The organism is Collimonas arenae, assembly GCF_000786695.1.
Taxonomy (GTDB): Bacteria; Pseudomonadota; Gammaproteobacteria; order Burkholderiales; family Burkholderiaceae_D; genus Collimonas; species Collimonas arenae_A.
In genome coordinates, this window is the sequence record NZ_CP009962.1 from 1,619,368 (window position 1) to 1,642,358 (window position 22,991).

Sequence of the window (22,991 nt, forward strand, 5' to 3'; positions counted from 1 at the left end):
CCATGAGCGCCGCAGCTTCTTCTCTCAATCTGGCCATCACCTTCCTGTTCTGGCTGGCCGTGGCGGGACTGGCGACCGGCATGTTGCGGCGGGCGGCGCTGTGGCGCGCCGGCCGTGAAGCGCCGATAGCCTGGCTAGGCTTGCTGGCGGTTCCCAAACGCTATTTCGTCGACTTGCACCATGTGGTGGCGCGTGATCCTTATATTGCGCGCACACACATCGCTACCGCCGGCGGAGCGATTGCGGCCATGGCGCTGGTGGCGGTCAATTACGGTTTGATGTTGTACGCCTCATTCCTGAATACGGCGATTGCCCTGTTTGCGCTGGTAATGCTGGTTGGCGTGTTGTTCGTCTGGCATCGCCGCCGCACGCCGCCTGCGCGCCTGTCGCGTGGCGTCTGGATGCGCTTGCCGTGGATGCTGGCGGCGTTCGCAATCGGCCTGCTGGCGCTGGGTTTGATTCCCTTGCAGTTCGTTTCGGGCTTGAGCGCCTTGGTGGTCGTGGCTTTGCTGGGGCTTGGGGCGTGGACGCTGACTGTAGGCGCTACCCGCGGCGGGCCGATGAAACATGCGCTGGCCGGTTTGTTGCACCTGGCTTTTCATCCACGCCCTGAACGTTTCCGCAAGACGGAAGCTGGCGCTGAAGCCGGTACGCCGACCACCGCACTCAAGCCGCTAAAGCTGGAGCAGGGCGAACTGGGCGTCGGTAAGCCGGTTGAGTTCCGCTGGAATCAATTACTCAGTTTCGATGCCTGCGTCCAGTGCGGCAAGTGCGAAGCGGCCTGTCCGGCGTTCGCCGCGGGCCAGCCCTTGAATCCGAAGAAACTGATACAGGATATGGTCACCGGCATGGCCGGTGGCAGTGACGCCAGCTTTGCCGGCAGTCCTTATCCAGGAATGCCGCTTGGCGCGCATCAAGGCCAGCCCCAAGCCCCGATCCTGCCAGGCTTGATCTCGCCCGAAACGCTATGGTCCTGCACTACCTGCCGTGCCTGCGTGCAGGAGTGCCCGATGCTGATCGAGCACGTGGATGCAATTGTCGACATGCGACGTCACCAGACTCTGCAGTTTGGTGCGGTGCCGGGTAAAGGACCGGAAGTGTTGGCCAATTTGCGCGAGACCGGCAGCGCGGGCGGTTTCGATCTGGGTGTGCGCTATCACTGGGCGATCGATCTTGATGTCAGGCAGATTAGCGCCGGGCAAGCGGTTGACGTATTGCTGGTGGTTGGCGAGGGCGGCTTCGACATGCGTTACCAGCGCACGCTGCGTGCGCTGGTCAAGGTGCTGCAGGCAGCGAATGTCGATTTCGCCGTGCTTGGCGCGCTGGAAACGGATACCGGCGACGTCGCCCGTCGTCTGGGCGACGAAGCAACCTTCCAGAACATGGCGCAGCAGATGATTGCGCAATTGTCAGCATTCACATTTAAAAGAATCGTTACTGCGGATCCGCATGTCATGCATTGCCTGCGCAATGAATATCCTGCATTGGGCGGTCATTATCAGGTTTTTCATCACGCCGCCTTCATGGCCGGGCTGGTTAGCGCCGGCAAGATCAAATTGCGTGCCGCTGCCGACAAGGAACAACGCTTTACCTATCACGATCCTTGCTACCTGGGCCGCTACAACGGAGAAATCGAAGCGCCGCGCGAACTGCTCAAACTGATGGATCTGTCTTTGCATGAAATGGAGCGCAACGGTATGCGTGGCCGCTGCTGCGGCGGCGGTGGCGGAGCGCCTCTGACCGATATCCCCGGCAAGCAGCGGATCCCGGATATCCGTATCCACGATGCGCGCGCAGTACGCGCCGATACAGTGGTGGTGGCGTGTCCGAATTGCACGGCGATGCTGGAAGGCGTCGTAGGACCCCGGCCCGAGATACGCGACATTGCGGAATTGCTTGCCTCAGCCTTGGAGACTTGAGCATGGACATGACGATACATGGCGGCATCAAGCGGGTGGATCCACGCCGTTCGTTCACGGTCAACGCGGAGGGACTCAAGCGCATCGTGCTGGGGCAGATCGGTGGCGGCAGTGTTGATTTTTCTTTAGCACATCAAAGTCTGCTCCATCAGGCGCTAAAACCTGTGCGCCTGGCTGTCGATGCAGTGGTCACACGTTGCCTGTTGGCGATAGCTCATAGCGATCGCGGCACATTGGATGAACACGCGCGCCAGGTGGTAGCTGTCGCAGCCTTGCTCGCCGACGACGCCACCGAAGTAGTGCTGCTGGTGTTCGGTGAGCTGAAGGAGGAAGCGGCAACGCTGGGAGTCGACCGGTGCGTCGTGCTGCCGCAATATGGCAATCATCTGTTCGCGCCGGAAGCCGAGTTGGCGATTGTGGTTGCCTTGCTTGAAGAATTACGGCCAGCCCATGTTTTCATGCCGGATAACGGGGTGGCCGACAGTGATCTGGGACGACGTCTGGGCGCAGCCTTGAATGCTGCCAGCCTGGCCGCCAATGTGGTTGAGATCAGCCATGCGGGCCTGGCTGTTTATCGGCAGCAGGGCAGCCTGTTGGCGCGACGTAGCCTGGCAAGGATCATCTTGCTGGAAGTTGATGCGGTGGATGCGCGCTTGCCTTTTCTCGGACGCGGTCAGCAGGCAGAGCAGTTGGTACTCACTCTCGGCAATGTCGGCAGTGCATCCAATAGTGTTAGCGCATTTGCGGATATGGGCGTCAAAACCATGGCGGCATCGCAGATGGAACTGGATGAAGCCGATTTCATCGTCTCCGCAGGCAACGGCGTCGGCGACGTTGCGCTGTTTAATGCCTTGGCGAATGCGCTCGATGCCGCAGTAGGCGCCAGCCGGGTTGCGGTCGACGACGGCAAGTTCAAGCGCGACAAGCAGATCGGCGCCACCGGTAAAACCGTCAGCGCCAGCGCTTACCTGGCCTTCGGTATATCCGGCGCGGTCCAGCATTTGCAGGGCATCAAGGATTGCCGCCATGTGATCGCGGTCAATCTGGACGCTAGCGCACCGATGATCAAACGCGCCGACCTCAGCATTATCGGTGACGCCCAAGAGTTGATGGGGGCATTGCTTGAACAAGTCCGGCAAGCCCGGGCAGTGGAGTTGGCGGCATGAACCAGCAAATTATCAAGCGTATCGCTGTATTGGTTTCCATAGGCCGGAATCCGGTCAGCGGCGTGCCGCGCTACAGCCGCAACGATGCTGCTGCCTTGGGACTGGCGGCCGAATTGATACAGCGCACGACGGGCGCAACTATCGACGTGATTCATGCCGGCCCGGCCGACAACCCAGCGCTGGCGGAGTACCTGGCCTTAGGCGCTACCAAGATCAACGTGATCGAGACGACTACGGCGCAGGACGTCCTGCCTGCGCTGCTGGAGCAATTGCAAGCTTATGACCTGGTGTTATGCGGCAGCCGCGCGGAAAGCGGGGACGCAAGCGGCACGTTGCCTTACCAACTGGCAGCTCGCTTGAATTTGCCTTTGCTGGCCGGTGTGATCGCCGTGACGCCAGGCAGCACTGGCATCGTCGCCCAACAATTCCTGCCGAAAGGACGGCGACGCGAAGTCGGATTGCGATTGCCTGCCTTGCTGACGGTGCATTCATTAGCGCCGTGCAGGCTGCGTTATGCCTACGCTAGCTTGCGCAGCGGCCAAATGACGAAACGGACGTTTCTCAGCGCGAGCAGCGAGAGCGCCGAAGAGTGGACAGTCGAAGCAGCTAAGGTCAAGCCGCGCAAGCTGGCCGCGCCGGAGAAGCGTTCCGGCCACGCACGCATGCAAGCGGCCACGGTGGCAGAAAGCCGCGGCGGCAAGGTCGTGCATGAAGGCAGCGCCGCCGACAAGGCGCAAGTTGTTCTTACCTATTTACGTGAACATCATTTGGTCGATTATTAAGAGGTGGTCTCAACATTATTCAACATCAATCTAACGTTGTTGGTTCTCCTGGCTGTATCACTCGTACTGTCTTCGCCGGAGCACCTGGCCAGCTTAATGTTGAAGCCGCCTCAAAGGCTGCACAAGCGGTGGTTCCATAAATGCATCACATGGAGAAGAAATTGAAAGTGTCTAAAGAGATCCAATCACTGATCGCCGAGCGCCTGCCGGGGCATAGCCTGGACGCGCCGTTTTACCTTAGCCCGGAAATCTTCGATCTGGATATCCGGGAGATTTTCAGCAAGCATTGGATCCATGTCGCAGTTGAGCCGGATATTCCCGAGCCGGGCGATTACGTCACAGTTGAGATCGGTCTCAATTCCATCGTGGTGGTGCGTGACGACGACATGGCGGTGCGCGCCTATCACAATGTATGCCGCCATCGCGGCGCGCGCCTGTGCTCGGAACACAAAGGCTCGGTTGGTAACCTGGTCTGCCCCTACCATCAATGGACCTACAACATCGGTGGAGAGTTGATCTATGCCGAGCACATGGGTGAGAAATTCGACCGCTCCAAGCACAGTCTCAAATCCGTTCATGTGGAGAACCTGGCGGGGCTGATTTTCATCTGCCTGGCGGAACAACCACCGCAGGATTTTTCCGTAATGCGCGACGCCATGGCGCCATATCTGCTGCCGCACGGGCTGAAGGATTGCAAGATCGCCAAGCAGGTTGACCTGATCGAAGAGGGCAACTGGAAGCTGACCATGGAAAATAACCGCGAGTGTTATCACTGTGCGACCAACCATCCGGAACTGACGGCGTCGCTGTTCGAGTTCGGTTTCGGTTATCAGTCCGCGCCTGGTAATGCCGAACAGATCGCGGAATTCAACCGCTTGGCGGCGGAGCGCTGCGGCGAGTGGGAGCGCGGCGGCTTGCCTTCCGCAGAGATAGAACGGCTGGACGAACTTGTTACCGGTTTTCGAACCCAGCGCTTGCCGCTGGACCGCGCCGGCGAATCGCAAACGCTGGACGGCAAGGTTGCTTCCGGCAAGTTGCTGGGAGAGTTCGAACGCGCCGACCTGGGAGGGCTGTCGTTCTGGACCCAGCCCAATTCCTGGCATCACTTCATGAGCGACCACATCGTCAGTTTTTCGGTCCTGCCCCTGTCGGCTGAACGTACGCTGGTACGCACAAAGTGGCTGGTGCATAAAGATGCGCGTGAAGGCATCGACTATCAGCTCGACAACCTGACTGCGGTATGGAACGCGACCAATGACCAGGACAAGCGACTGGTCGAGTTGTCGCAGCAAGGAGCGCGCAGCAGCGCTTATCAGCCCGGACCCTATTCGCCATTTACCGAAGGCTTGGTGGAAAAATTCTGTACCTGGTATATCGGCCGCTTGTCAGCCGGCCTGGCGGAACAGTCGGCGGGTAGCCCGGTGACCATGCTGCGGAGAATCGATTGAAATCCGAAATATTGCCGGGGCCGGTCATGGACGCCAATAAACTGAATCGCCGGAATTTCTGGGATACGCTGCCATCGCTGTGGAACAGCGAGAGCGAGGACACGCTGGATTGCTGCCAGGTGCGTGTCGAGACGCACGACGTCAAGAGTTTTTTCTTTGCTACACCGGATGGCAGCGCGTTTGCTTTTCAGCCTGGCCAGTTCATCACGCTGGAGTTGGAAATCAATGGCGAGCCGGTCAATCGCTGCTATACAATTTCGTCGTCGCCTGCGCGGCCGCATACGATCTCGATCACAGTCAAGCGGGTTCCCGGCGGGCCGGTATCGAACTGGCTGCATGATAATCTGAAAGCCGGCGACAAAGTCAGAGTAATGCGCCCCGCCGGCGAATTCACCTGCGCAGCGCATCCGGCGGAAAAATATCTGTTCCTGTCAGCCGGATCCGGCATCACGCCGTTGATGTCGATGTCGCGCGCCCATCATGACCTCTCCGATGACCGAGACATCGTCTTCATCCACAGCGCACGCACGCCGGATGACATCATCTTCGAGCGCGAACTCGGCCTGATCGCTGCCAACCAGCAGAATTTCCGCACGCGCTTCATCTGCGAGCAGCTGGGCCAGCGCCGCGAGTGGTCGGGGCCAACCGGCATGTTGTCGCTGGCTGCGCTCAGATTGATGGCGCCGGATTTCATGGAACGAGAAATTTTTGTATGCGGCCCCGCGCCCTACATGAAAGCGGTACGCAACATGCTGAACGAAGCAGGCTTCGATCGCGTCCGCTATCACGAAGAAAGTTTTTCCTTCGAGACTTTGCAGCAAGAGACAGGGCAGGCTATCGCGGTAAACGGCGCGGCAACGGCTAATAAAGAATCACTGGCATCGGTCGGCTTCGAAATCAACTTCCAGAAAAGCAACCGTCAAATCGTCTGCGGTCCGCAGCAACATGTGCTCGACGCAGCCCGCAGCGCAGGGGTAAGACTGGCATCGTCTTGCGCTCAAGGCATGTGCGGCACCTGCAAGGTAAAGCTGATTTCCGGTACGGTAGACATGCAACACAAAGGCGGTATCCGCCAACGGGAGATTGACCAGGGCATGGTGCTCCTGTGCTGCAGCAAACCGCTGAGCAATTTGGTGGTGGACAAATAGTCGGGGTCAATAATTGGAAATAATCGAGTAATCGGAGCCAGAGTCGAATTAATTAATAATCGGGGTCAGAGTCGAATTAATTAGAAAGCAATCCAATAATTCGACTCTGGCCGAGCGCCTCTAGCCGAGCGCCTCTAGCCGAGCGCCTCTGACCCCAATTGTTTTTGGCAAGATAAACCACGGTATGTTGATAGGGGTTAGACATGAAATTGATACGGACATTATGCTGTCTTGTTGCAATTCTGGCTTGTTTCACAAATGCCGTAGTGGCGGCGGCTGAGAGCAAACCGGTCATCAAGATCGGTTACGTGGAAGGCTGGTCGGATAGTGTCGCAACGACTTATGTCGCGGCGCAGATCATTCGTCGGGATCTTGGCTACGAAGTGAAGCTGATCCCGGTTTCCGCTGGCTTGATGTGGCAGGGCGTGGCGCGTGGCGATCTGGATGCCACCATGTCGGCATGGTTGCCGACTACCCAGGGCGCCTATTACGAAAAACTGAAAGATAAGGTGGTCAACCTCGGCGTCAATTTTCCGGGCGCGAGGATAGGACTGATCGTGCCGGCGTATGTCAACGCTAGCAGCATCGCCGATCTGCCTGCGCAGAAAGAGGCTTTCGATGGCCGCATCGTCGGTATCGATGCCGGCGCCGGCGTCATGACCAAGACCGAGCTGGCGATCAAGGAGTACGGTCTGGACTACAAACTGTTGCCGAGTTCCGGCAGCGGTATGGTGGCCGAGCTTGAGCGCTCGATCAGGAACAACAAGGCGATTGCGGTCACCGGCTGGGTACCGCACTGGATGTTCGCCAAGTGGAAACTCAAGTTCCTGGACGATCCGAAGAAAGTCTATGGCGAAGCCGAGCATGTCGACAGTATCGCCAATCCCGGCCTGGAGGCGAAGGCCAGGCCGGTCAACGATCTGCTGAAGAATTTCTCATGGAAACCGGGAGAGATCGATAGCGTCATGCTGGCGGTGGAAAACGGCGCCAAGCCGGAAGTCGCCGCCAAGCAGTGGGTCGATGTGCATCCGCAGCGCGTCAGCGAATGGCTGCAGAAGTAAAAGCACCTGACGTTAAACCGGGTCAGTTGCGGCAGGCTTCCGCTTCCCTCAGCAACCAGGAGCGGAACGCCGCGATTCTTGGTTTCAGCGCCGATGCCTTGGGATAGGCGAGCCAATAGGAGTAATCGTTTTTCAGGCGTTGCGGATAGGGCGTCAACAGGCGGCCGGCGGCGATATCGTCGGCGGCCAGAAACAGCCGGCCCAGCAGCACCCCGTGGCCATCGATGGCGGCTTGCAGCGCTAGGCTGGCGTCGGTAAAGCTGGCGCCTTTGCGTGCATCCACCGCAGGAGCATCGACCAATTCCAGCCAGCGCGGCCAGTTGTCGCGCGGTGCATCATGTAGCAGCGCGTGGTGCGCCAGGTCGGCAGGCTTCTGCAACGGTGTGCGCGCATCCAGCGCCTGGTTGTACATCGGTGTCAGCCACTCATCGGCGATCAGATCGGCTTGCACACCGGGCCAGCGGCCGTTGCCAAGACGAATGCCGAGATCGAAATCCTTGCTTGAAAAATCCCAACTCTCCTCATTGCTGACCAGATCCAGCTCGATCTCCGGATGGGCGGCGTGAAACCGGCTTAGTCGCGGCATCAGCCATTTTGCGGCGAAGGACGGCAACACCGTGATGCGCAAAGTGCCGGCCGCTAAATTGCTGGTCAAGCGCTCAGTCGCCGCTACCAGTCGGTCGAGCGCCTCCGCCACCTCCGGCAGATAGGATTTGCCGTCCGCGGTCAGCGTCAATGCATGGCCGCGTCGCTCGAACAGTTTCAATCCCAACCATTCTTCCAGCTGCTTGACCTGATGGCTGATCGCCGCCTGCGTGACGAAAAGCTCGGCGGCGGCGCGCGTGAAATTGCGATGCCGGGCGGCCGCTTCGAAGGCTTTCAAGGAGGTGAGGGGAGGTAGTCGGCGCATGGTCCAGTCAATTCTCTTCAATCAATTTTTCTTATCGAAGCCATGAGAATACTTCGTTTTGCCGGGATAGGTAAATACGGTCTAATTTGCGTCGGACAAGGTGCTGTATTTCATTGATGAAATCGTAAGAAGGGGACGTGGAAATGATAGCTTGGGAGACTTGCTTGCTGCTGCTGGGATTTGTAGTGCCGATGGTCATCAGCCCCGGTCCTGGCAATACGGTGCTGGCGGCTGCCGGCGCCAGGTACGGCTTGCGCGGCAGCCGGTCGTTCTGGATCGGATTCGAAGCGGCGAACCTGTTCTGGTGCCTGATCTACGGCATGGGCCTGAGCGAGGTTTTCCGGCTGCATCCGCTTCTGAACCAGACAATGAAATGGGCTGGAACGGCGTACCTCCTTTACCTGGCCTACGGATTTTTGCAGTCGGCGCCGCTCCCGGCCGGAAAGGAGGTAAAGCGGCTGAACGCCGTCGATGGCTTTGTCTCGGTATCGCTGAACCTGAAGATTCATTCGATGATCCTGGTGATGTTTTCCCAGTTCATGAATCCGGCCATGCCGCTATTCGATCAGGTGCTGCAAATTTCCAGTGTGTTCATGCTGGTCTGCGTGGCTTGCCATTTTCCCTGGATTTTTGCGGGAAAGATCATTTTCAGCCGGATCAGGACTGCGCGGGCAATGCAGGTGCAAGGTTATGTGTTTGCTGCTTGCATGCTGCTGGTTGCGTTGTTCGTTGCGCTGTCTTAGTCCTCGCCACGATAAAGAATTTAATTTGATAATGAGGCCGCCATGATATGTATCTCGACAATTCGCCAACCCTTGCCTGAATCCGCATTAGCTACATCGCCGGCCGTGCGGCGGTTATTGGAAGAGTTTGGGAAGCTGACGGAACGCGCAGCCGGCTGGTGGCGACAACGGCAGATCCCGGCGCGTCCGGCAACGGAGCAGCGACGGCGCCTGTCCAGCACCCGCGAACTGAGTGACCATGTGTTGCGCGATATCGGCTTTATCGATGCATTGCCGCCGCCGGCAGACCCGCAGGAAGACAAGCCTTACTGAAGCGTCGCGTCGGCTGGATTGTCGGCGCGCCGCAAAGCAACCGGCCGCTCCTCGTTGGCTGGACTTGCCTGGGTGTCGACCATATCGCCGCCCAGGGCCTGGTACAGCTTGACCTGGCTGTTGAGCAGATTCAGATTATTGTCGGCCACTGCGATTTCGGCGGAACGCAAGGTCTCCTGCGCGTCCAGCCAGATCTTGAGCGCCACTGAACCGGCGCGATAGCGTTCCTGGTACAGGTTTTCGATCCGCTTCGCCGCCGCCAGCGATTGCTCCAGCTTGAGCCCTTGCGCCTGGAACTGGCTGCGTGCGGAGAGTGCGTTTTCAACGTCGCCGAGGGCTTTATAAAAAGTCTGGCGGAAATCGATCGAGGCCTTTTCATAGTCGGTCTTGGAGACCGCGATATTCAATTGCATCTGGTTCCATTGCAGGAATGGAAAAGTCAGGCTGGAGGCCAGCGTCGCCAGCGGATTTTGCAGCAGGTTCTGCAAGCTGCTGCTGCCGCTGCCGAGCGTGCCGGTCAGGGTGAACGAGGGGTAATAGCCGGCGCGAACTGCGCCTGCGCCAGACAGCGTCTTGCGCAGGCGCAGTTCCGCCGCCCGCAAATCCGGCCGCCGCGCCAGCAATTCTGAAGGCAGTCCGGCTTCGACCGCCGGCACGGTGGCGACAGCAAGCTGGTACTGTCGGTTGTCGAGCGTTTCCGGTGGGCCGTCGAACAGGATCGCCAATGCTGTGCGCGTCTCGACCAGTTCTTGCAGCAACTGGGTATGGCTGGCCTGTTGCGATGCAAGCGAACGTTCGGCTTCCAGCACTTCCAGCGACGATACCGCACCCGCATCGTATTGCACACGGACCAGTTCCAGGATCTTGGCGACATAAGCGATGCTTTGTTCACTGAGAGCGATGCGTTGCTGCAGGTTGGCGATTTTCCAGTACAGGCCGGCGGTTGTGCCGACCAGCGCCAGGGCCGTGCTGTCGCGGTCTTCCACAGTCGCCAGCGCTTCCCATTGCGCGGCGTCGCGCTGGCTGGCCAGCTTGCCCCACAGGTCGACTTCATAGGCGACGCTGGCGCTCAACGACTGGCTATGGCTGCTGGCCGGGGCGCCGGGGAGGCCCGGCAAGTTATTCGACGTACCGCCCAGGTTGCGGCTATTGCTGGTGCTGAATCCTAGCGATACTGTCGGATTGGTGACCGCCAAGCCGGCTTGCAATTGCGCGCGGCGCACCAGGATGGCCGCCGCCGCCAAGTCATTGTTGCGAGCGAGCGCCAGCTCGACCAGCTGGTTCAATTGAGGATCGTTGAAGCGCCGCCACCAGCGGTCGTGCAGGGTTGCGTCGCCAGCAGTTTGCGGAGGTAGATTCTGCCAGTTCGCCGGTGTGGCTAACGGTGGTTGCTGGTAGGGCGTATGCAAGGCAGTACAGCCTGCCAGCAGGCTACCGGCAAGCACGGCGATTGTCGGGTACATGGTGATATTTTTCATTCTCGTGCCAGGGCTTCTACCGGATCCAGACGCGCCGCGTTGCGGGCAGGGAGGAAACCGAAGATGATGCCGATCAAGGTTGAACATGTGCAAGCCACTACGATGGAGGTGAGCGAGTAATGCATCTGGAAACTGCCGTCGGCGCCGACGATGCTGGAGAATAGCGCGCCGATACCGAGCGCCAGCGCAATCCCGAGTATGCCGCCGAGCAGGCAGACCAAGACCGCTTCGATCAGGAACTGCCGCATGATGTCGCCCTGGCGCGCGCCGACCGCCATTCGTACGCCGATTTCCTGGATCCGCTCGGTCACGGACACCAGCATGATATTCATCACGCCGATGCCGCCCACCACCAGCGAGATCAGCGCAATCGTCGACACCAGCAGGGTCATGACGGCAGTGGTTGATTCAATGGCCTTGCGGATACTGTCGCTGTTCTGGATAAAGAAATCCTTGCTGCCATGGCGCTGGGTGAGCAGTTTGGCGATGCTGCGCTCGGCTGCCGCCGGCGAGGCGCTATCGCTGACGCGCACGGAGATCGATTGCAGATAGGACTGGCCGATGATACGGGTCAGGGCGGTGGTATAGGGCACCCACAAGGTCAGGCTGCCGCCGCCACCGCCAAAGGAATTCTTTTCCTTCTTGGCGACCCCGATAATGCGGCTGGGAATGTTCCCTAGCATCAGGACTTGCCCGATGGGGTTATCTGTCTTGCCGAACAGTTTTTGGCGGGTATTGTGGTCGATCACCACTTCTTGCATCTGGTGTTTGACGCTGGCAGGAGTGAACGACATGCCTTCCGCGAGTTCTATGCCGTGCACGCGGAAATGCTGATCGCCGACGCCCTGCAGCGTGGCGCTGGCGGAAATGTTGCGATAGCGTATCGTGGCCGACGTGGTGACGCCAGGGGTCGCACTATCGGCATAGCTTTGCTGCGCCAGAACGTCGGCGTCGGCGGACATCAGCGAGCGCACGGCGGCTGCTTTTTCATCGCCCCAGCCCTTGCCGGGATAGATCGTGATGGTGTTGGTGCCGAGGAAGCTGATGTCCTTGAGAATCTGCCGGCGCGAACCCTCGCCCAGCGCCACCACGGACACCACGGAAGCGATGCCGATGATAATGCCGAGCATGGTGAGGAAGCTGCGCAGCCGGTGCGAGCGCATGGCCAGCGAAGCCATGCGGCAGGCTTCGAGCAGGCTTGCGGCGGTGGCGCGCCACGAAGACTCCGGCGCCAGGGTTATTTGCGGCGGACTGATAGTGCTTATGGCGCTGGCGGCGGCCGGTGCTGAATCGGACGTGGAGACCTCTGTACTGCTGTCGCTGCGTAGGCGGTCGGCAATGATCTCGCCGTCGCTGATCTCGATGATGCGCTGGGCATATTCTGCCACGTGCATGTCATGCGTGACGATGATCACGGTATGGCCCTCGGCGTGCAGCTCCTGCAAGATCTTGATGACTTCCTGGCCGCTGTGGCTGTCGAGGGCGCCGGTCGGTTCATCAGCCAGTATCACCTGGCCGCCATTCATTAGCGAACGGGCGATGCTGACGCGTTGCTGCTGGCCGCCGGACAACTGGCTGGGCCGGTGGTGGCTGCGCTTGGCCAGGCCCAGTCGCGCCAGCAAATCGAGTGAGCGCTGTCTGCGCACAGCGGCCGGCTTGCCGGCATAGATCGCCGGGATTTCGACATTGCTCAGGGCGTCCAGATCCGGCAGTAAATGATAGCGCTGGAAAATGAAGCCGAAATGCTCGCGCCGCAGTTGCGCCAACGCGTCCGGCTGCATCTCGCCGGTGGCCTGGCCGGCGACGAGATAACTTCCGCTGCTGGGGCGGTCGAGGCAGCCGAGGATATTCATCAGCGTCGATTTACCCGAGCCGGAGGGGCCGACCAGCGCCACCATTTCACCAGCGTTGATTTTCAGGTTGATATTGTTGAGGACGGTGACGGTTTCTTCTCCCGACGGGAATCGCCGGTACAGGCCGTTCAGTTCTAGCAAGGCAGGCATCATGTTTAACCCGCAACCATGACGGCCTGGTCCTCCGCAGGAGCGGCGCCGGCTTCGCCGACGACCACTTTTTCGCCTGCCTGCAAGCCGTCCAGTACTTGCGCCTGTATGTTGTTGATGCCGATCCGCACCTGGCGCGTGGCGACTGTCTGTTTGCCATCCTTGGTTTGCAGTACCTTGACCTGATAGCGGCCGTCCTTGCTGCGTTCACCCAGGGCGGTAGATGGAATCACCAAGGCATTCTTGGCTTCATTGAGCACGATCGAGACCTGCGCGGTCATCGAGATACGGAGCTTGTTGTCCGGATTGGGGACATCGAACAAGGCGTTGTAATACACCGGCGCCGCAGCGGCATTGCTTTTGCTCTTGTTGTCGCTGCCGTCGCTGCTGATCGAATCCGGCGCCGGCTCGACCGTGCGCAGGGTGCCGTGGTAGCGGTGGTCCGGATCGCCCAGTATGGTGAAGAATACCGGCAGTTGCGGCTTGACGCGGATCACGTCTGCTTCCGACACCAGCGCCTTGACCGTCATGGTGCGCAACTCGGCCAGGATGATGATGGTCGGCGCCAACTGGGCGGAATTCACGGTTTGCCCTTCCTTGGTCACGATAGAGACAACCTTGCCATCCATAGGCGCGGTGATCTTGGTGTAGCCGAGATTGAGCATGGCGGTGCTGACGGTGATCTTGGCTTGTTCGATCTGGGCGTTGAGGGAATCGATGTCGGCTTGCGTCGATTGCAGCGTCGCTTGCGCGGTTTCATAATTCTCGCGTGAACCGGCGTCGCCTGCCAGCAACCGTTGCTGGCGCGTGAAGTTGAGCTGGGCCTGGACCAGCGCCGCTTGTTTCGAGCGTAACTGGGCGCGCACCTGCGTCAGTGCGGACTCGGCGTTTTGCAAGGCGTTCTGTTGCGTCAGCGAATCGATCTCGGCCACTAACTGGCCCTTTTTAACATCTTGTCCAAGGGAAACTCTCAACGATTTTACCTGGCCGGATGCTTGCGCGCCCACACTCACTTGCTGCAAGGCTTCCAGCGAGCCGCTGGCTAGCACAGTATCCTGAATATCGCTCTTGGCGACCGTTGCGGTGAGATAGTCGGTTTCCTTGCCGCCTGAGAAAAAATGGCGATAGAGTCCAAAAACGAACAGCAGGAGCAAGGCTGCGGACACCAGGTAAACGATGGATTTTTTTTTCAATGAACGCATGATAAAAGTGGATTGATTGCCGGATTGCAATCTCCTCAGAGACTCTGTTGAAATAAAGAGTAGAGAAAATGGCAGTTTTTTTGCATCTTAACATCCCATTTTTTTACACATCCAGATTTCCTTTTGCCGTTAAGATGGCTGATCGCCATGCTGGCACCGTATCGGCAGGCGGGTTTGTATCGCATAAAAGAGGATGCCTATGGATCTGTTAATTCGAAATGCCGCGCTACCGAGCGGCAGGACCGGTGTCGACATTGCCATTGCCGGGGGGCGCATCAATGCGGTCGGCGTGGCGCTGGCGGTTAATGCCGACCAAGTGATCGACGCTGGCGGCAATCTGGTGACGCCGCCGTTTGTCGATGCCCACTTTCACATGGATGCGACCCTGAGCTATGGCCTGCCGCGCGTCAACAGTTCCGGCACGCTGCTGGAAGGCATTGCGTTGTGGGGCGAGCTGAAGCCGGCGCTGACGCAGGAAGCCTTGTTCGCCCGCGCCATGCAGTATTGCGACTGGGCGGTGGCGCGCGGTTTGCTGGCGATCCGTTCGCATGTCGATATTTGCGACGATCGTTTGCTGGCGGTGGAAGCCCTGTTGCAAGTCAAGCGCCGGGTGGCGCCGTATCTGGATTTGCAGTTGGTGGCTTTTCCGCAAGACGGCTTGCTGCGCAGCCCGCGCGCTTTCGCCAACCTGAAACGGGCGATCGCCATGGGCGTCGACGTGGTGGGCGGCATACCGCATTTTGAACGGACCATGGCGGACGGCGCGGAATCGATCCGCCTGCTATGCGAGTTCGCTGCCGAAAAGGGCTTGCGCGTCGACATGCATTGCGATGAATCGGATGACCCGATGTCGCGCCATATCGAAACCCTGGCGTTCCATACACAGCGGCTTGGCTTGCACGGCCTGGTTGCCGGTTCGCACCTGACTTCGATGCATTCGATGGATAACTACTATGTCAGCAAACTGCTGCCGCTGATCCGCGAAGCCGGGGTGGCGGCGATCGCCAATCCGCTGATCAACATCACCTTGCAAGGCCGTCACGACAGCTACCCTAAGCGGCGCGGCATGACGCGCGTGCCGGAAATGCTGGCGGCCGGCATCGATGTCGCCTTCGGCCACGATTGCGTGATGGACCCCTGGTACAGCCTGGGTTCCGGCGACATGCTGGAGGTGGCGCACATGGGCCTGCATGTAGCGCAGATGACCGGGCAGGATGCGATGCACGAGTGTTTCATGGCAGTGACGGAAACTCCGGCGCGGATACTGGGGCTTGGCGGTTATGGCTTGACGCCTGGCTGCAACGCCGATCTGGTGGTGCTGGATGCGGGTTGCACGGTCGAGGCTATCCGCTTGCGCGCCGGCAGAAGATATGTAATCCGGCGCGGCAAGATTATCAGCCAGTCACCGGCGGCGCAGGCGACATTGACGTTGCCGGGGCGGCCGCCATTGGTTGACTTTCGCTTGCATTCCGCCTGAGCGCAAACCGGCTGGGAAACGTGTCGCTGAAAAGAACCGAAGTCATGCTGCAGTAGATGACTTCGGCAATGCGCTTCGCGTTTGCCAGGGGAGCAATATTCTTTGCGAAGCGTCAGGAGAGCAGGATTGCTAGAAGGTCTTGGTCAGCGACAGTACGAGCGTGGTGGCAAGCGGATTGGAGACATCCGCCACGCCGGCGGAGTTCAGGACGCCGGTGGTGTAACGGTCATACACGCCATTCTTGTTCCAGCCTTTGGTGACCGCTCCGGTCACGGTCCAGCCGCCGTCGAAAGCCTTGGAGAGCGCCACTTTGCCATCCTGGAAACTATAGGCTGAAAAATTCCGCACCCGTTCATTCCCGTAATGCAGCAGCAAGCTGTAGCCGCTGCCCAGGTCGAAAGTGCCGTTCAAGTCCAGGTAGCCGGAACCGCGGCTGTGTTGGCCGTTGCCGATACCGAGCGTGGCGCTGTTGTAGCCGAAATAATCCGGCGTGTAGGTCAGCCAGTATTTGACGTTGAACCATTTATAGGTGAGCGAAGCGACTGCTTCGCCATAGTTGTATTTGGTGTTGGCGAAAGCCACTTCGGCGCCGGGATAGACGTAGTAATAGATTTGCCCGGTGTAGGTCAGGTCGCCTGCACTGCCGGTATAGCCGCCGTACAAATCCCATTCGACCGAACCGCCTTCGATAAAGTGATCGCTGACCGTGGACATCCAGGTGCCGGCAAACAGGCCGTTCGGATTGGCGTAGTCAAAGCCGCCCTGGATCGCCGGCTTGCCCCAGGTCTGGCGGAAGCCGCGCGAGACATATTGCGAAGCGATCGTGACGTTGGCGGTGAAGGGCGATGCGGGCGCTGCCGCGGCCGCAGCAGGTGCGGCGGTTGCCGTGGCGGCCGGATCGACGGTCTGGGAAATGGCTGATACTTGAAAACCGGACAGCAAGGTAGCCGCTAGCCATAGAGAAATTTTGATTTTGTTGAAATTCTGAAGCATGTCTACTACTCCCTGTTAATGCGTTTCTATTTTGACATCGGCCGCGTAGTATGGTGGCCGTCGGCGCCGATGGCAAAAAAGAAAACGCAACTGCATGGATGCGGCGCCAGATGAACGGCTACCGTGCCGGATGGATAACGATCGCCGTGGCGCCTTGGATAGCGCACTTGCTTCGATACCTGCCGATAATTATTGTCCCGGCGTCCAAACGCAACTCCCTGCAATTGCGACTAAAAATGATGGAATTGCGACATACCTGATCTTGGCTAGCGTGCGCTAGTCATGGCACGACACGTGCTTCGTCGTTTTTGATTAAGTGCTTGTCGTATATCGTCATTCGATAAAAGACCATTGTCGCGACTATGTAATTAATTGAGGACGAAGTTTTCCGTGAATTCCCCATGATCGTGATGGTCGCCTAGATGTCGCTGCTGCTTGTCTTTCCTGCTGTGCTGCACATACACTCTGCAGCAGTGGATTTCAAAAAAGCGGGCAATGACCGTCAGGCTAGACCCGCACGCTAGCGACATGTTGCAATCAGGAATTGCCTGACCGGCAACAGGCCGCATGCACTATCAGGAGACAGGTAATGAAGTCTGCAAAAGTGGTAGTCGACCGTTTGTACAAGGTCTTCGGTAACAACCCGCAGTTGGCCTTGAGCATGCTCGAAAAAGGGCATTCCAAAGACAAGATATTCGCCGAAACCGGGCAGGTGGTCGGCGTCCAGAATGTCTCGTTCGAGGTGCAGGAGGGCGAGATATTCGTGTTGATGGGGCTGTCGGGCTCCGGCAAATCGACGCTGATACGCCTGATCAACCGGCTTGTGGATCCCAGCGCCGGCAACGTTCTGGTCGATGGCCAGAATGTGGCGCAGATGACGAATTCGCAATTGATCAAACTGCGCCGGCGCGACATGAGCATGGTATTCCAGTCGTTTGCGCTGATGCCGCACCGGACCGTATTGTCGAACGCTGCATTTGGTTTGGAAGTGGCCGGGATCGGCAAGAAGGAGCGCGAACGGCGCACCATGACGGTATTGGAGCAAGTCGGCCTGGCGTCGTTTGCAAACAAGCTGCCGTGCGAACTATCGGGCGGCATGCAACAGCGGGTCGGCCTGGCGCGAGCCTTGTCGGTTAATCCTTCGCTGATGATCATGGATGAAGCATTCTCCGCGCTCGATCCGCTCAAGCGCAAGGAAATGCAGGACGTGTTGCTGGATTTGCAAAAAGAACAGCGCCGTACGATCATTTTTGTCTCGCATGACCTGGAAGAAGCGCTGCGCATCGGCAGTCGCATCGCCATCATGGAAGGCGGTCGCCTGGTGCAGGTCGGCAGCGCCCAGGAAATCATCGACAATCCGGCCGAAGACTATGTGCGCGCCTTCTTCGACGGCGTCGACACCAACCGCTACCTGACCGCCGGCGACCTGATGCAAGCCAACGCGGTGCCGCTGGTAGCCTCCGCCAGCGAGATCCACGCCAATGGCGATCTGTATAACAGAAGCCGCTCTGACTACGCCTTCGTGGTCGATGCCGGGCGCAAGGTGCAGGGCATCGTCGCTACCCGCCGTCATGCCGACGCTGGCGGCAATATCCAGGCCAGCGGCATGGACCGGATCGAGGTGATCCATCACCGCAGCAATCTGGAAGATGTGATGGACAAGCTGATCGGCAGCCGCAGTCCCTTACCGGTGGTGGATGGCGACGGCTGTTATTGCGGCGCGATCAGCCAGTCCATGGTTCTCCAAGCTTTGTCAAAATCCCGAGGTTCGCATGTCTGAGCATCTTCCGCTGGGGCGCTGGGTCGACCAGTTCGTCCATTACATACTCGATAAGCACGGCAACAGCTTCGACAGCTTTGGCAACGCCATCAGCTGGTTTGCCGAATCCATAGAACACGGTTTGCAAGCGCTGCCGTTATGGCTGCTGATGGGCTTCTTCATCGTGCTGGGCATCTGGCGCGTCGGCTTCAAATTTGCGTTGTTCACCGTGGTCTCTTTCTTCGTCATCTACAACACCGGTTTCTGGGACCAGACTGTCGTTACCTTGGGGCTGACTATTTCATCCACGCTGATCAGTCTGGCGCTGGGGATTCCGGTCGGCGTCTGGGCCGCCAAGAGCAAGCGGGTGGCGATGGTGGTGCGTCCCATCCTCGATCTGATGCAGACCATGCCAGCCTTCGTCTACCTGATTCCGGCCGCCATGATGTTCGGCCTGGGCCGGGTACCGGGCATTATCTCTACCGTGATTTTCGCCATGCCGCCGGCGGTGCGCCTGACCGCGCTCGGCATCCGCCAGGTCAACAATGAAATCGTCGAAGCCGGGCAAGCCTTTGGCTGCACCGGCTGGCAACTGCTGTACAAGGTACAGTTTCCGAACGCCTTGCCGTCGATTATGGCGGGCATCAACCAGACCATCATGATGGCCTTGTCGATGGTGATCATCGCTTCGATGGTGGGTGCTGGGGGCTTGGGTAACGACGTGCTGGCCAGCATCCAGCGGCTGGATATCGGCCTCGGCTTTGAAAGCGGACTGAGCGTGGTGCTGCTGGCGATCATTCTCGACCGGATTACCGAAAGTTTCGGCCGCACGCCGGAAGCCGGTAAAGTGCAGCGTTTCTTCCGCCTGCGAAAATGGTTTCGGAAGAGCCCGGCGCTGGCCGCTGGTTAGCGCCTTGGCCTGACGCAGAAGAGAGAATTGCGCAATATTGCAGCAACGTGATCCGGGCGATGAAACGCCATCGCCGGTAGCCATAGATGGAGGCAGGATGTCTTCGCAGCAGCAATCAGTTTTAAAGCCGATGATGCAACAGCCAGCGGCGCCGTCGGCGGTGGTTTATTTCGGTTTCCTCACCTTGCCGAATTTCTCGATGATCGCCTTTGCCAGCGCCATCGAAGTCCTGCGCATGGCCAATTACATCAGCCGCCAGACCTTGTATCGCTGGTCGGTGATCAGCGTCGATGGCTTGCCCGCGTTGGCCAGCAACGGTTTGCCGATCACCCCGACGCTGACACTGGAGCAGGCCGGAACACCCGACATCCTGTTCGTCTGCGGCGGCGTCAAGATCCACGAAGCGGTCAACGACAAGCTCAATGCCATGCTGACGCAGCTGGCGCGGCGCAATGTCATGCTGGGCGGGATTTGCACCGGTAGCTACGCCTTGGTCAAAGCGGGATTGATGAACGGCTACCAGTGCGCCATCCATTGGGAAAATATATCGGCGTTGCGCGAAGATTTTCCGCGGGTGTTGTTTACCGAGGGTTTGTTTGCGGTTGACCGCGATCGCCTCACTTGCTCTGGCGGGACCGCGCCGATCGACCTGATGCTCAACCTGACCGCCAATCGTTATGGCAAGACGCTGGCGGCAGAAATTTCCGAGCAGTTCATCCTGGAGCGGATCCGCGATGGCGCTTATCAGCAGCACATTCCGATTGCAGCGCGCCTGGGATTCAGCCGCAAGGAGTTGATCGAAGTGGCGCGGCTGATGGAAACCCACATCGAAGAAACCTTGTCGTTTGAAGAAATTGCGCGGCTGGTGGGCTTGTCGCAACGGCAATTGCAGCGCATGTTCAAGTATTACCTGGACGTCACGCCGACGCATTATTATTTGCAGCTGCGTTTGCGGCGCGCCCGTGAACTGCTGTTGCAGACTACGATGTCGATCATGAGCGTTACCGTGGCTTGCGGCTTCCAGTCATCCTGCCATTTCAGCAAGGCTTACCGCAACCAGTTCGGCCGGTCTCCCAGCAGCGAGCGGCATCTGCGTCATCCCTACCTGTCCGCCGTCGATGAGCTGCCGCCGCTACCGCCGCTACCGCCGTTGTCATTGGCGCCGGACGCGCTACTTGACGCCAGCAGGCAATAGCATGTCGCAATCGGTCTAAGCCGCAGCGCGCATGCAATGTAATTTCTTGTTTGTACAGGTACGCATGGTTTTCTCCGGTTGCTGCGGGCGATGCGTCGGTGTGCAAAATTTTCACTTAACTTATGCCGATGCAGTTCCCCGAAGTGCGTCGGACTTTGGTCTTTGCCACAGGAGAAAATGCAATGAAAACATTCAAGCTAGTGCTCATCGGCGTCAGCATGGCGTGCAGCATGCTGGGGCCGGTGCAGGCGCAGGAGCCGCAGTCGTGTAAAAACGTACGCTTTGCCGATGTCGGCTGGACCGATATTGCCGCCACCACCGGCCTCGCTTCCGCCATGTACGAAGGGCTGGGCTATCACACCACCAAAACCATCGCTTCGGTGCCGATCACGTTTGCCGGCGTCAAGAACAAGCAGATCGACTTGTTCCTCGGCTATTGGGCGCCGACCATGGATCCGATCATTGCGCCCTTCGTCAAGGACAACTCGGTCAAGGTGCTGGCCACGCCAAACCTGACCGGTGCCAAATATACGCTCGCGGTGCCTACCTACGCTTACGATGCCGGCCTCAAGACCTTCGCCGATATCGCAAAGTACTCCAAGGAGCTCGATGGCAAGATCTACGGCATCGAACCGGGCAATGACGGCAATGCGCTAATCCAGGGAATGATCAGCAAGAACCAGTTCAACCTGAAGAATTTCAAGATGGTGGAATCCAGCGAGGCCGGCATGCTGATCGAACTGGGCCGTGCGGTGAAGCAAAAGAAATGGATCGTGATCCTGGGTTGGGAACCGCATCCGATGAACGTGCAGCAGAAAATCAGCTATCTGAGCGGCGGCGACGACGTCTTCGGTCCGAATTATGGCGAAGCCAAGGTCTATACCGTGACAGCGACCGATTATGCGACGCGCTGCCCGAACGCCGACAAGCTGGCAGCCAATTTGCAATTTTCCACCGGCATCGAAAACCAGTTGATGGGACGCATCATGGACAAGGAAGACCCCAAGGATGCGGCGAAAGAGTGGCTGAAAAAGAACCCTCAGGTCCTCGATAAATTGCTGGCCGGCGTCAAGACGTTCGACGGCAAGGAGGGTTTGCCTGCGGTCAAGGCTTCACTCGGTATCTGATCGACAAGATTGAACCGGGTGGCAAGCGCTGCGAAGTGCAGGGATATACCACCCGACTGTTAAGCAGTTCCACATAATAATCTGACACAAGGAGACAACATGTCTGAAAATCGTGGCGTGGTTTATATCGAGCAGGGCAAGGTAGAAATACAGTCGATCCCGTTTCCCAAACTGGATAATCCGCAGGGCAAGAAAATCGAGCACGGCGTCATCCTGAAAGTGGTATCCACCAATATCTGCGGCTCCGACCAGCACATGGTGCGCGGCCGCACAACTGCGCAGGCCGGACTAGTGCTCGGCCATGAAATCACCGGAGAAGTCATTGAGGTCGGTTCCGATGTCGAAACCATCAAAAAGGGCGATCTGGTGTCGGTACCGTTCAACGTCGCCTGCGGTCGCTGCCGTACCTGCAAGGAGCAGCACACTGGCGTTTGCGAAACGGTGAATCCGGCGCGGGCGGGCGGCGCTTATGGTTATGTCGATATGGGCGGCTGGATCGGCGGTCAAGCTGAGTATGTGATGGTGCCTTATGCCGACTTCAACCTGCTGCGCTTCCCTGACAAGGCGCAAGCGATGGCCAAGATCCGCGACCTGACTTGTTTGTCGGATATCTTGCCGACCGGTTATCACGGTGCGGTGACTGCCGGCGTTGGCCCCGGAACGACGGTATATGTCGCTGGCGCTGGCCCGGTAGGCCTGGCTGCGGCGGCTTCGGCACGCTTGCTGGGTGCGGCGGTGGTGATTGTCGGCGATGTCAATCCCTTGCGTTTGATCCATGCGCGCAGCGTCGGTTTCGAGACGGTCGATTTGTCCGGCGATGCGCCGCTCAGCGATCAGATCGCCCAGATACTCGGGGTGCCGGAAGTCGATTGCGCAATCGATTGCGTCGGCTTCGAAGCGCGCGGCCACGGCCATGCCGGGGCGCAGGTGGAAGCGCCGGCCACCGTACTTAATTCCCTGATGGAAGTCACGCGAGTGGCGGGCAAGATCGGTATTCCTGGCTTGTATGTAACCGACGATCCGGGCGCAGTCGACAGCGCCGCCAAGCGCGGCAGCCTGAGCATTCGTCTGGGGCTTGGCTGGGCCAAGTCGCACAGCTTCCATACCGGCCAGACGCCGGTGATGAAGTACAACCGGCAACTGATGCAAGCGATTCTGTGGGATCGCATCAAGATCGCCGACATCGTCGGCGTGGAAGTGATTACCCTGGACCAGGCGCCTGCCGGCTATCAGCAGTTCGATGCCGGTGCGCCTAAGAAATTCGTCATCGATCCGCATCATCTGCTGAAACAGGCCGCCTGAGCAATCCAGCCACAAAGGTCTGCTGCCCTTGCTTATCGCACCGGCAGCAGGCAGTT

The 22,991-nt window shown here is 58.8% G+C and carries 19 protein-coding genes; 14 read left to right on the forward strand and 5 right to left on the reverse strand.

The window, feature by feature from the left end; all coding sequences use genetic code 11:
• Positions 1–2: 2 nt before the first annotated feature.
• The 6 genes from LT85_RS07335 to LT85_RS07360 all read left to right on the forward strand — a co-directional run bounded on the left by LT85_RS07335 (position 3) and on the right by LT85_RS07360 (position 7,524).
• Positions 3–1,919 carry a (Fe-S)-binding protein gene (locus LT85_RS07335; protein WP_038487058.1) on the forward strand — a complete coding sequence of 639 codons (1,917 nt, stop codon included), beginning with the start codon at positions 3–5 and terminating at the stop codon, positions 1,917–1,919.
• A 2-nt stretch (positions 1,920–1,921) separates the two neighbouring features.
• Entirely contained in the window at positions 1,922–3,085 is a 1,164-nt protein-coding gene (locus LT85_RS07340; protein ID WP_081992141.1) for an electron transfer flavoprotein subunit alpha/FixB family protein, read from the forward strand.
• Positions 3,082–3,867: a drug:proton antiporter gene (locus tag LT85_RS07345; RefSeq protein ID WP_038487060.1), complete on the forward strand. Its 786-nt coding sequence runs from the start codon at positions 3,082–3,084 to the stop codon at positions 3,865–3,867. The genes LT85_RS07340 and LT85_RS07345 overlap by 4 nt, the downstream gene beginning before the upstream one ends.
• Before the next feature lie 140 nt (positions 3,868–4,007).
• Positions 4,008–5,315 carry an aromatic ring-hydroxylating oxygenase subunit alpha gene (locus tag LT85_RS07350; protein ID WP_172656955.1) on the forward strand — a complete coding sequence of 436 codons (1,308 nt, stop codon included), beginning with the start codon at positions 4,008–4,010 and terminating at the stop codon, positions 5,313–5,315.
• Positions 5,316–5,341: 26 nt separating this feature from the next.
• Positions 5,342–6,463, forward strand: coding sequence for a hybrid-cluster NAD(P)-dependent oxidoreductase (locus tag LT85_RS07355; RefSeq protein WP_038495392.1), 1,122 nt, complete (start codon positions 5,342–5,344; stop codon positions 6,461–6,463).
• Between the two features lie 203 nt (positions 6,464–6,666).
• Positions 6,667–7,524: a glycine betaine ABC transporter substrate-binding protein gene (locus tag LT85_RS07360; RefSeq protein ID WP_038487062.1), complete on the forward strand. Its 858-nt coding sequence runs from the start codon at positions 6,667–6,669 to the stop codon at positions 7,522–7,524.
• A 22-nt stretch (positions 7,525–7,546) separates the two neighbouring features.
• Here the strand turns inward: LT85_RS07360 and LT85_RS07365 are convergent, their stop codons facing one another.
• The gene (locus LT85_RS07365; RefSeq protein WP_253273690.1) at positions 7,547–8,455 is read right to left on the reverse strand and encodes a transcriptional regulator GcvA; all 909 of its coding nucleotides are present in this window, start codon (positions 8,453–8,455) and stop codon (positions 7,547–7,549) included.
• Between the two features lie 122 nt (positions 8,456–8,577).
• On the opposite strand from LT85_RS07365, the gene LT85_RS07370 reads away from it, so the two are divergent.
• The gene (locus LT85_RS07370) at positions 8,578–9,177 is read left to right on the forward strand and encodes a LysE family translocator (RefSeq protein ID WP_038487066.1); all 600 of its coding nucleotides are present in this window, start codon (positions 8,578–8,580) and stop codon (positions 9,175–9,177) included.
• Between the two features lie 42 nt (positions 9,178–9,219).
• Complete coding sequence (locus tag LT85_RS07375; RefSeq protein WP_156117463.1) at positions 9,220–9,489, forward strand: hypothetical protein; 270 nt, start codon at positions 9,220–9,222, stop codon at positions 9,487–9,489.
• On the opposite strand, the gene LT85_RS07380 is transcribed toward LT85_RS07375, so the two are convergent.
• The 3 genes from LT85_RS07380 to LT85_RS07390 are packed head-to-tail and all read right to left on the reverse strand — an operon-like array spanning position 9,483 to position 14,172.
• Positions 9,483–10,967 carry an efflux transporter outer membrane subunit gene (locus LT85_RS07380; protein WP_052134823.1) on the reverse strand — a complete coding sequence of 495 codons (1,485 nt, stop codon included), beginning with the start codon at positions 10,965–10,967 and terminating at the stop codon, positions 9,483–9,485. The two genes, LT85_RS07375 and LT85_RS07380, sit on opposite strands and share 7 nt — an antisense overlap.
• Positions 10,964–12,973, reverse strand: a complete 2,010-nt coding sequence (locus LT85_RS07385) for a MacB family efflux pump subunit (protein WP_038487072.1) — start codon at positions 12,971–12,973, stop codon at positions 10,964–10,966. Before LT85_RS07385 ends, LT85_RS07380 begins: the two co-directional genes overlap by 4 nt.
• A gap of 2 nt (positions 12,974–12,975) precedes the next feature.
• On the reverse strand, positions 12,976–14,172 hold the full coding sequence (locus LT85_RS07390) for an efflux RND transporter periplasmic adaptor subunit (RefSeq protein ID WP_038495397.1): 1,197 nt from the start codon (positions 14,170–14,172) through the stop codon (positions 12,976–12,978).
• Positions 14,173–14,371: 199 nt separating this feature from the next.
• On the opposite strand from LT85_RS07390, the gene LT85_RS07395 reads away from it, so the two are divergent.
• Positions 14,372–15,649: an amidohydrolase family protein gene (locus LT85_RS07395; RefSeq protein ID WP_038487073.1), complete on the forward strand. Its 1,278-nt coding sequence runs from the start codon at positions 14,372–14,374 to the stop codon at positions 15,647–15,649.
• Positions 15,650–15,778: 129 nt separating this feature from the next.
• Here the strand turns inward: LT85_RS07395 and LT85_RS07400 are convergent, their stop codons facing one another.
• Positions 15,779–16,642, reverse strand: coding sequence for a TorF family putative porin (locus LT85_RS07400; RefSeq protein WP_038487074.1), 864 nt, complete (start codon positions 16,640–16,642; stop codon positions 15,779–15,781).
• A gap of 589 nt (positions 16,643–17,231) precedes the next feature.
• Between LT85_RS07400 and LT85_RS07410 the strand changes: the two genes are divergently transcribed.
• From LT85_RS07410 to fdhA, 5 genes are all read left to right on the forward strand, one after another.
• Positions 17,232–18,422 (forward strand): quaternary amine ABC transporter ATP-binding protein, encoded by a 1,191-nt coding sequence (locus LT85_RS07410; protein WP_038487077.1) that lies wholly within the window; start codon positions 17,232–17,234, stop codon positions 18,420–18,422.
• The gene (choW, locus tag LT85_RS07415) at positions 18,415–19,311 is read left to right on the forward strand and encodes a choline ABC transporter permease subunit (RefSeq protein ID WP_038487078.1); all 897 of its coding nucleotides are present in this window, start codon (positions 18,415–18,417) and stop codon (positions 19,309–19,311) included. The genes LT85_RS07410 and choW overlap by 8 nt, the downstream gene beginning before the upstream one ends.
• A 97-nt stretch (positions 19,312–19,408) precedes the next feature.
• Positions 19,409–20,506, forward strand: a complete 1,098-nt coding sequence (locus LT85_RS07420) for a GlxA family transcriptional regulator (protein ID WP_052134825.1) — start codon at positions 19,409–19,411, stop codon at positions 20,504–20,506.
• 218 nt (positions 20,507–20,724) lie between these two features.
• Positions 20,725–21,633: a choline ABC transporter substrate-binding protein gene (locus tag LT85_RS07425; RefSeq protein ID WP_253273734.1), complete on the forward strand. Its 909-nt coding sequence runs from the start codon at positions 20,725–20,727 to the stop codon at positions 21,631–21,633.
• 99 nt (positions 21,634–21,732) lie between these two features.
• Positions 21,733–22,935, forward strand: a complete 1,203-nt coding sequence (fdhA, locus tag LT85_RS07430; RefSeq protein WP_038487082.1) for a formaldehyde dehydrogenase, glutathione-independent — start codon at positions 21,733–21,735, stop codon at positions 22,933–22,935.
• The last annotated feature ends 56 nt before the right edge of the window (positions 22,936–22,991 follow it).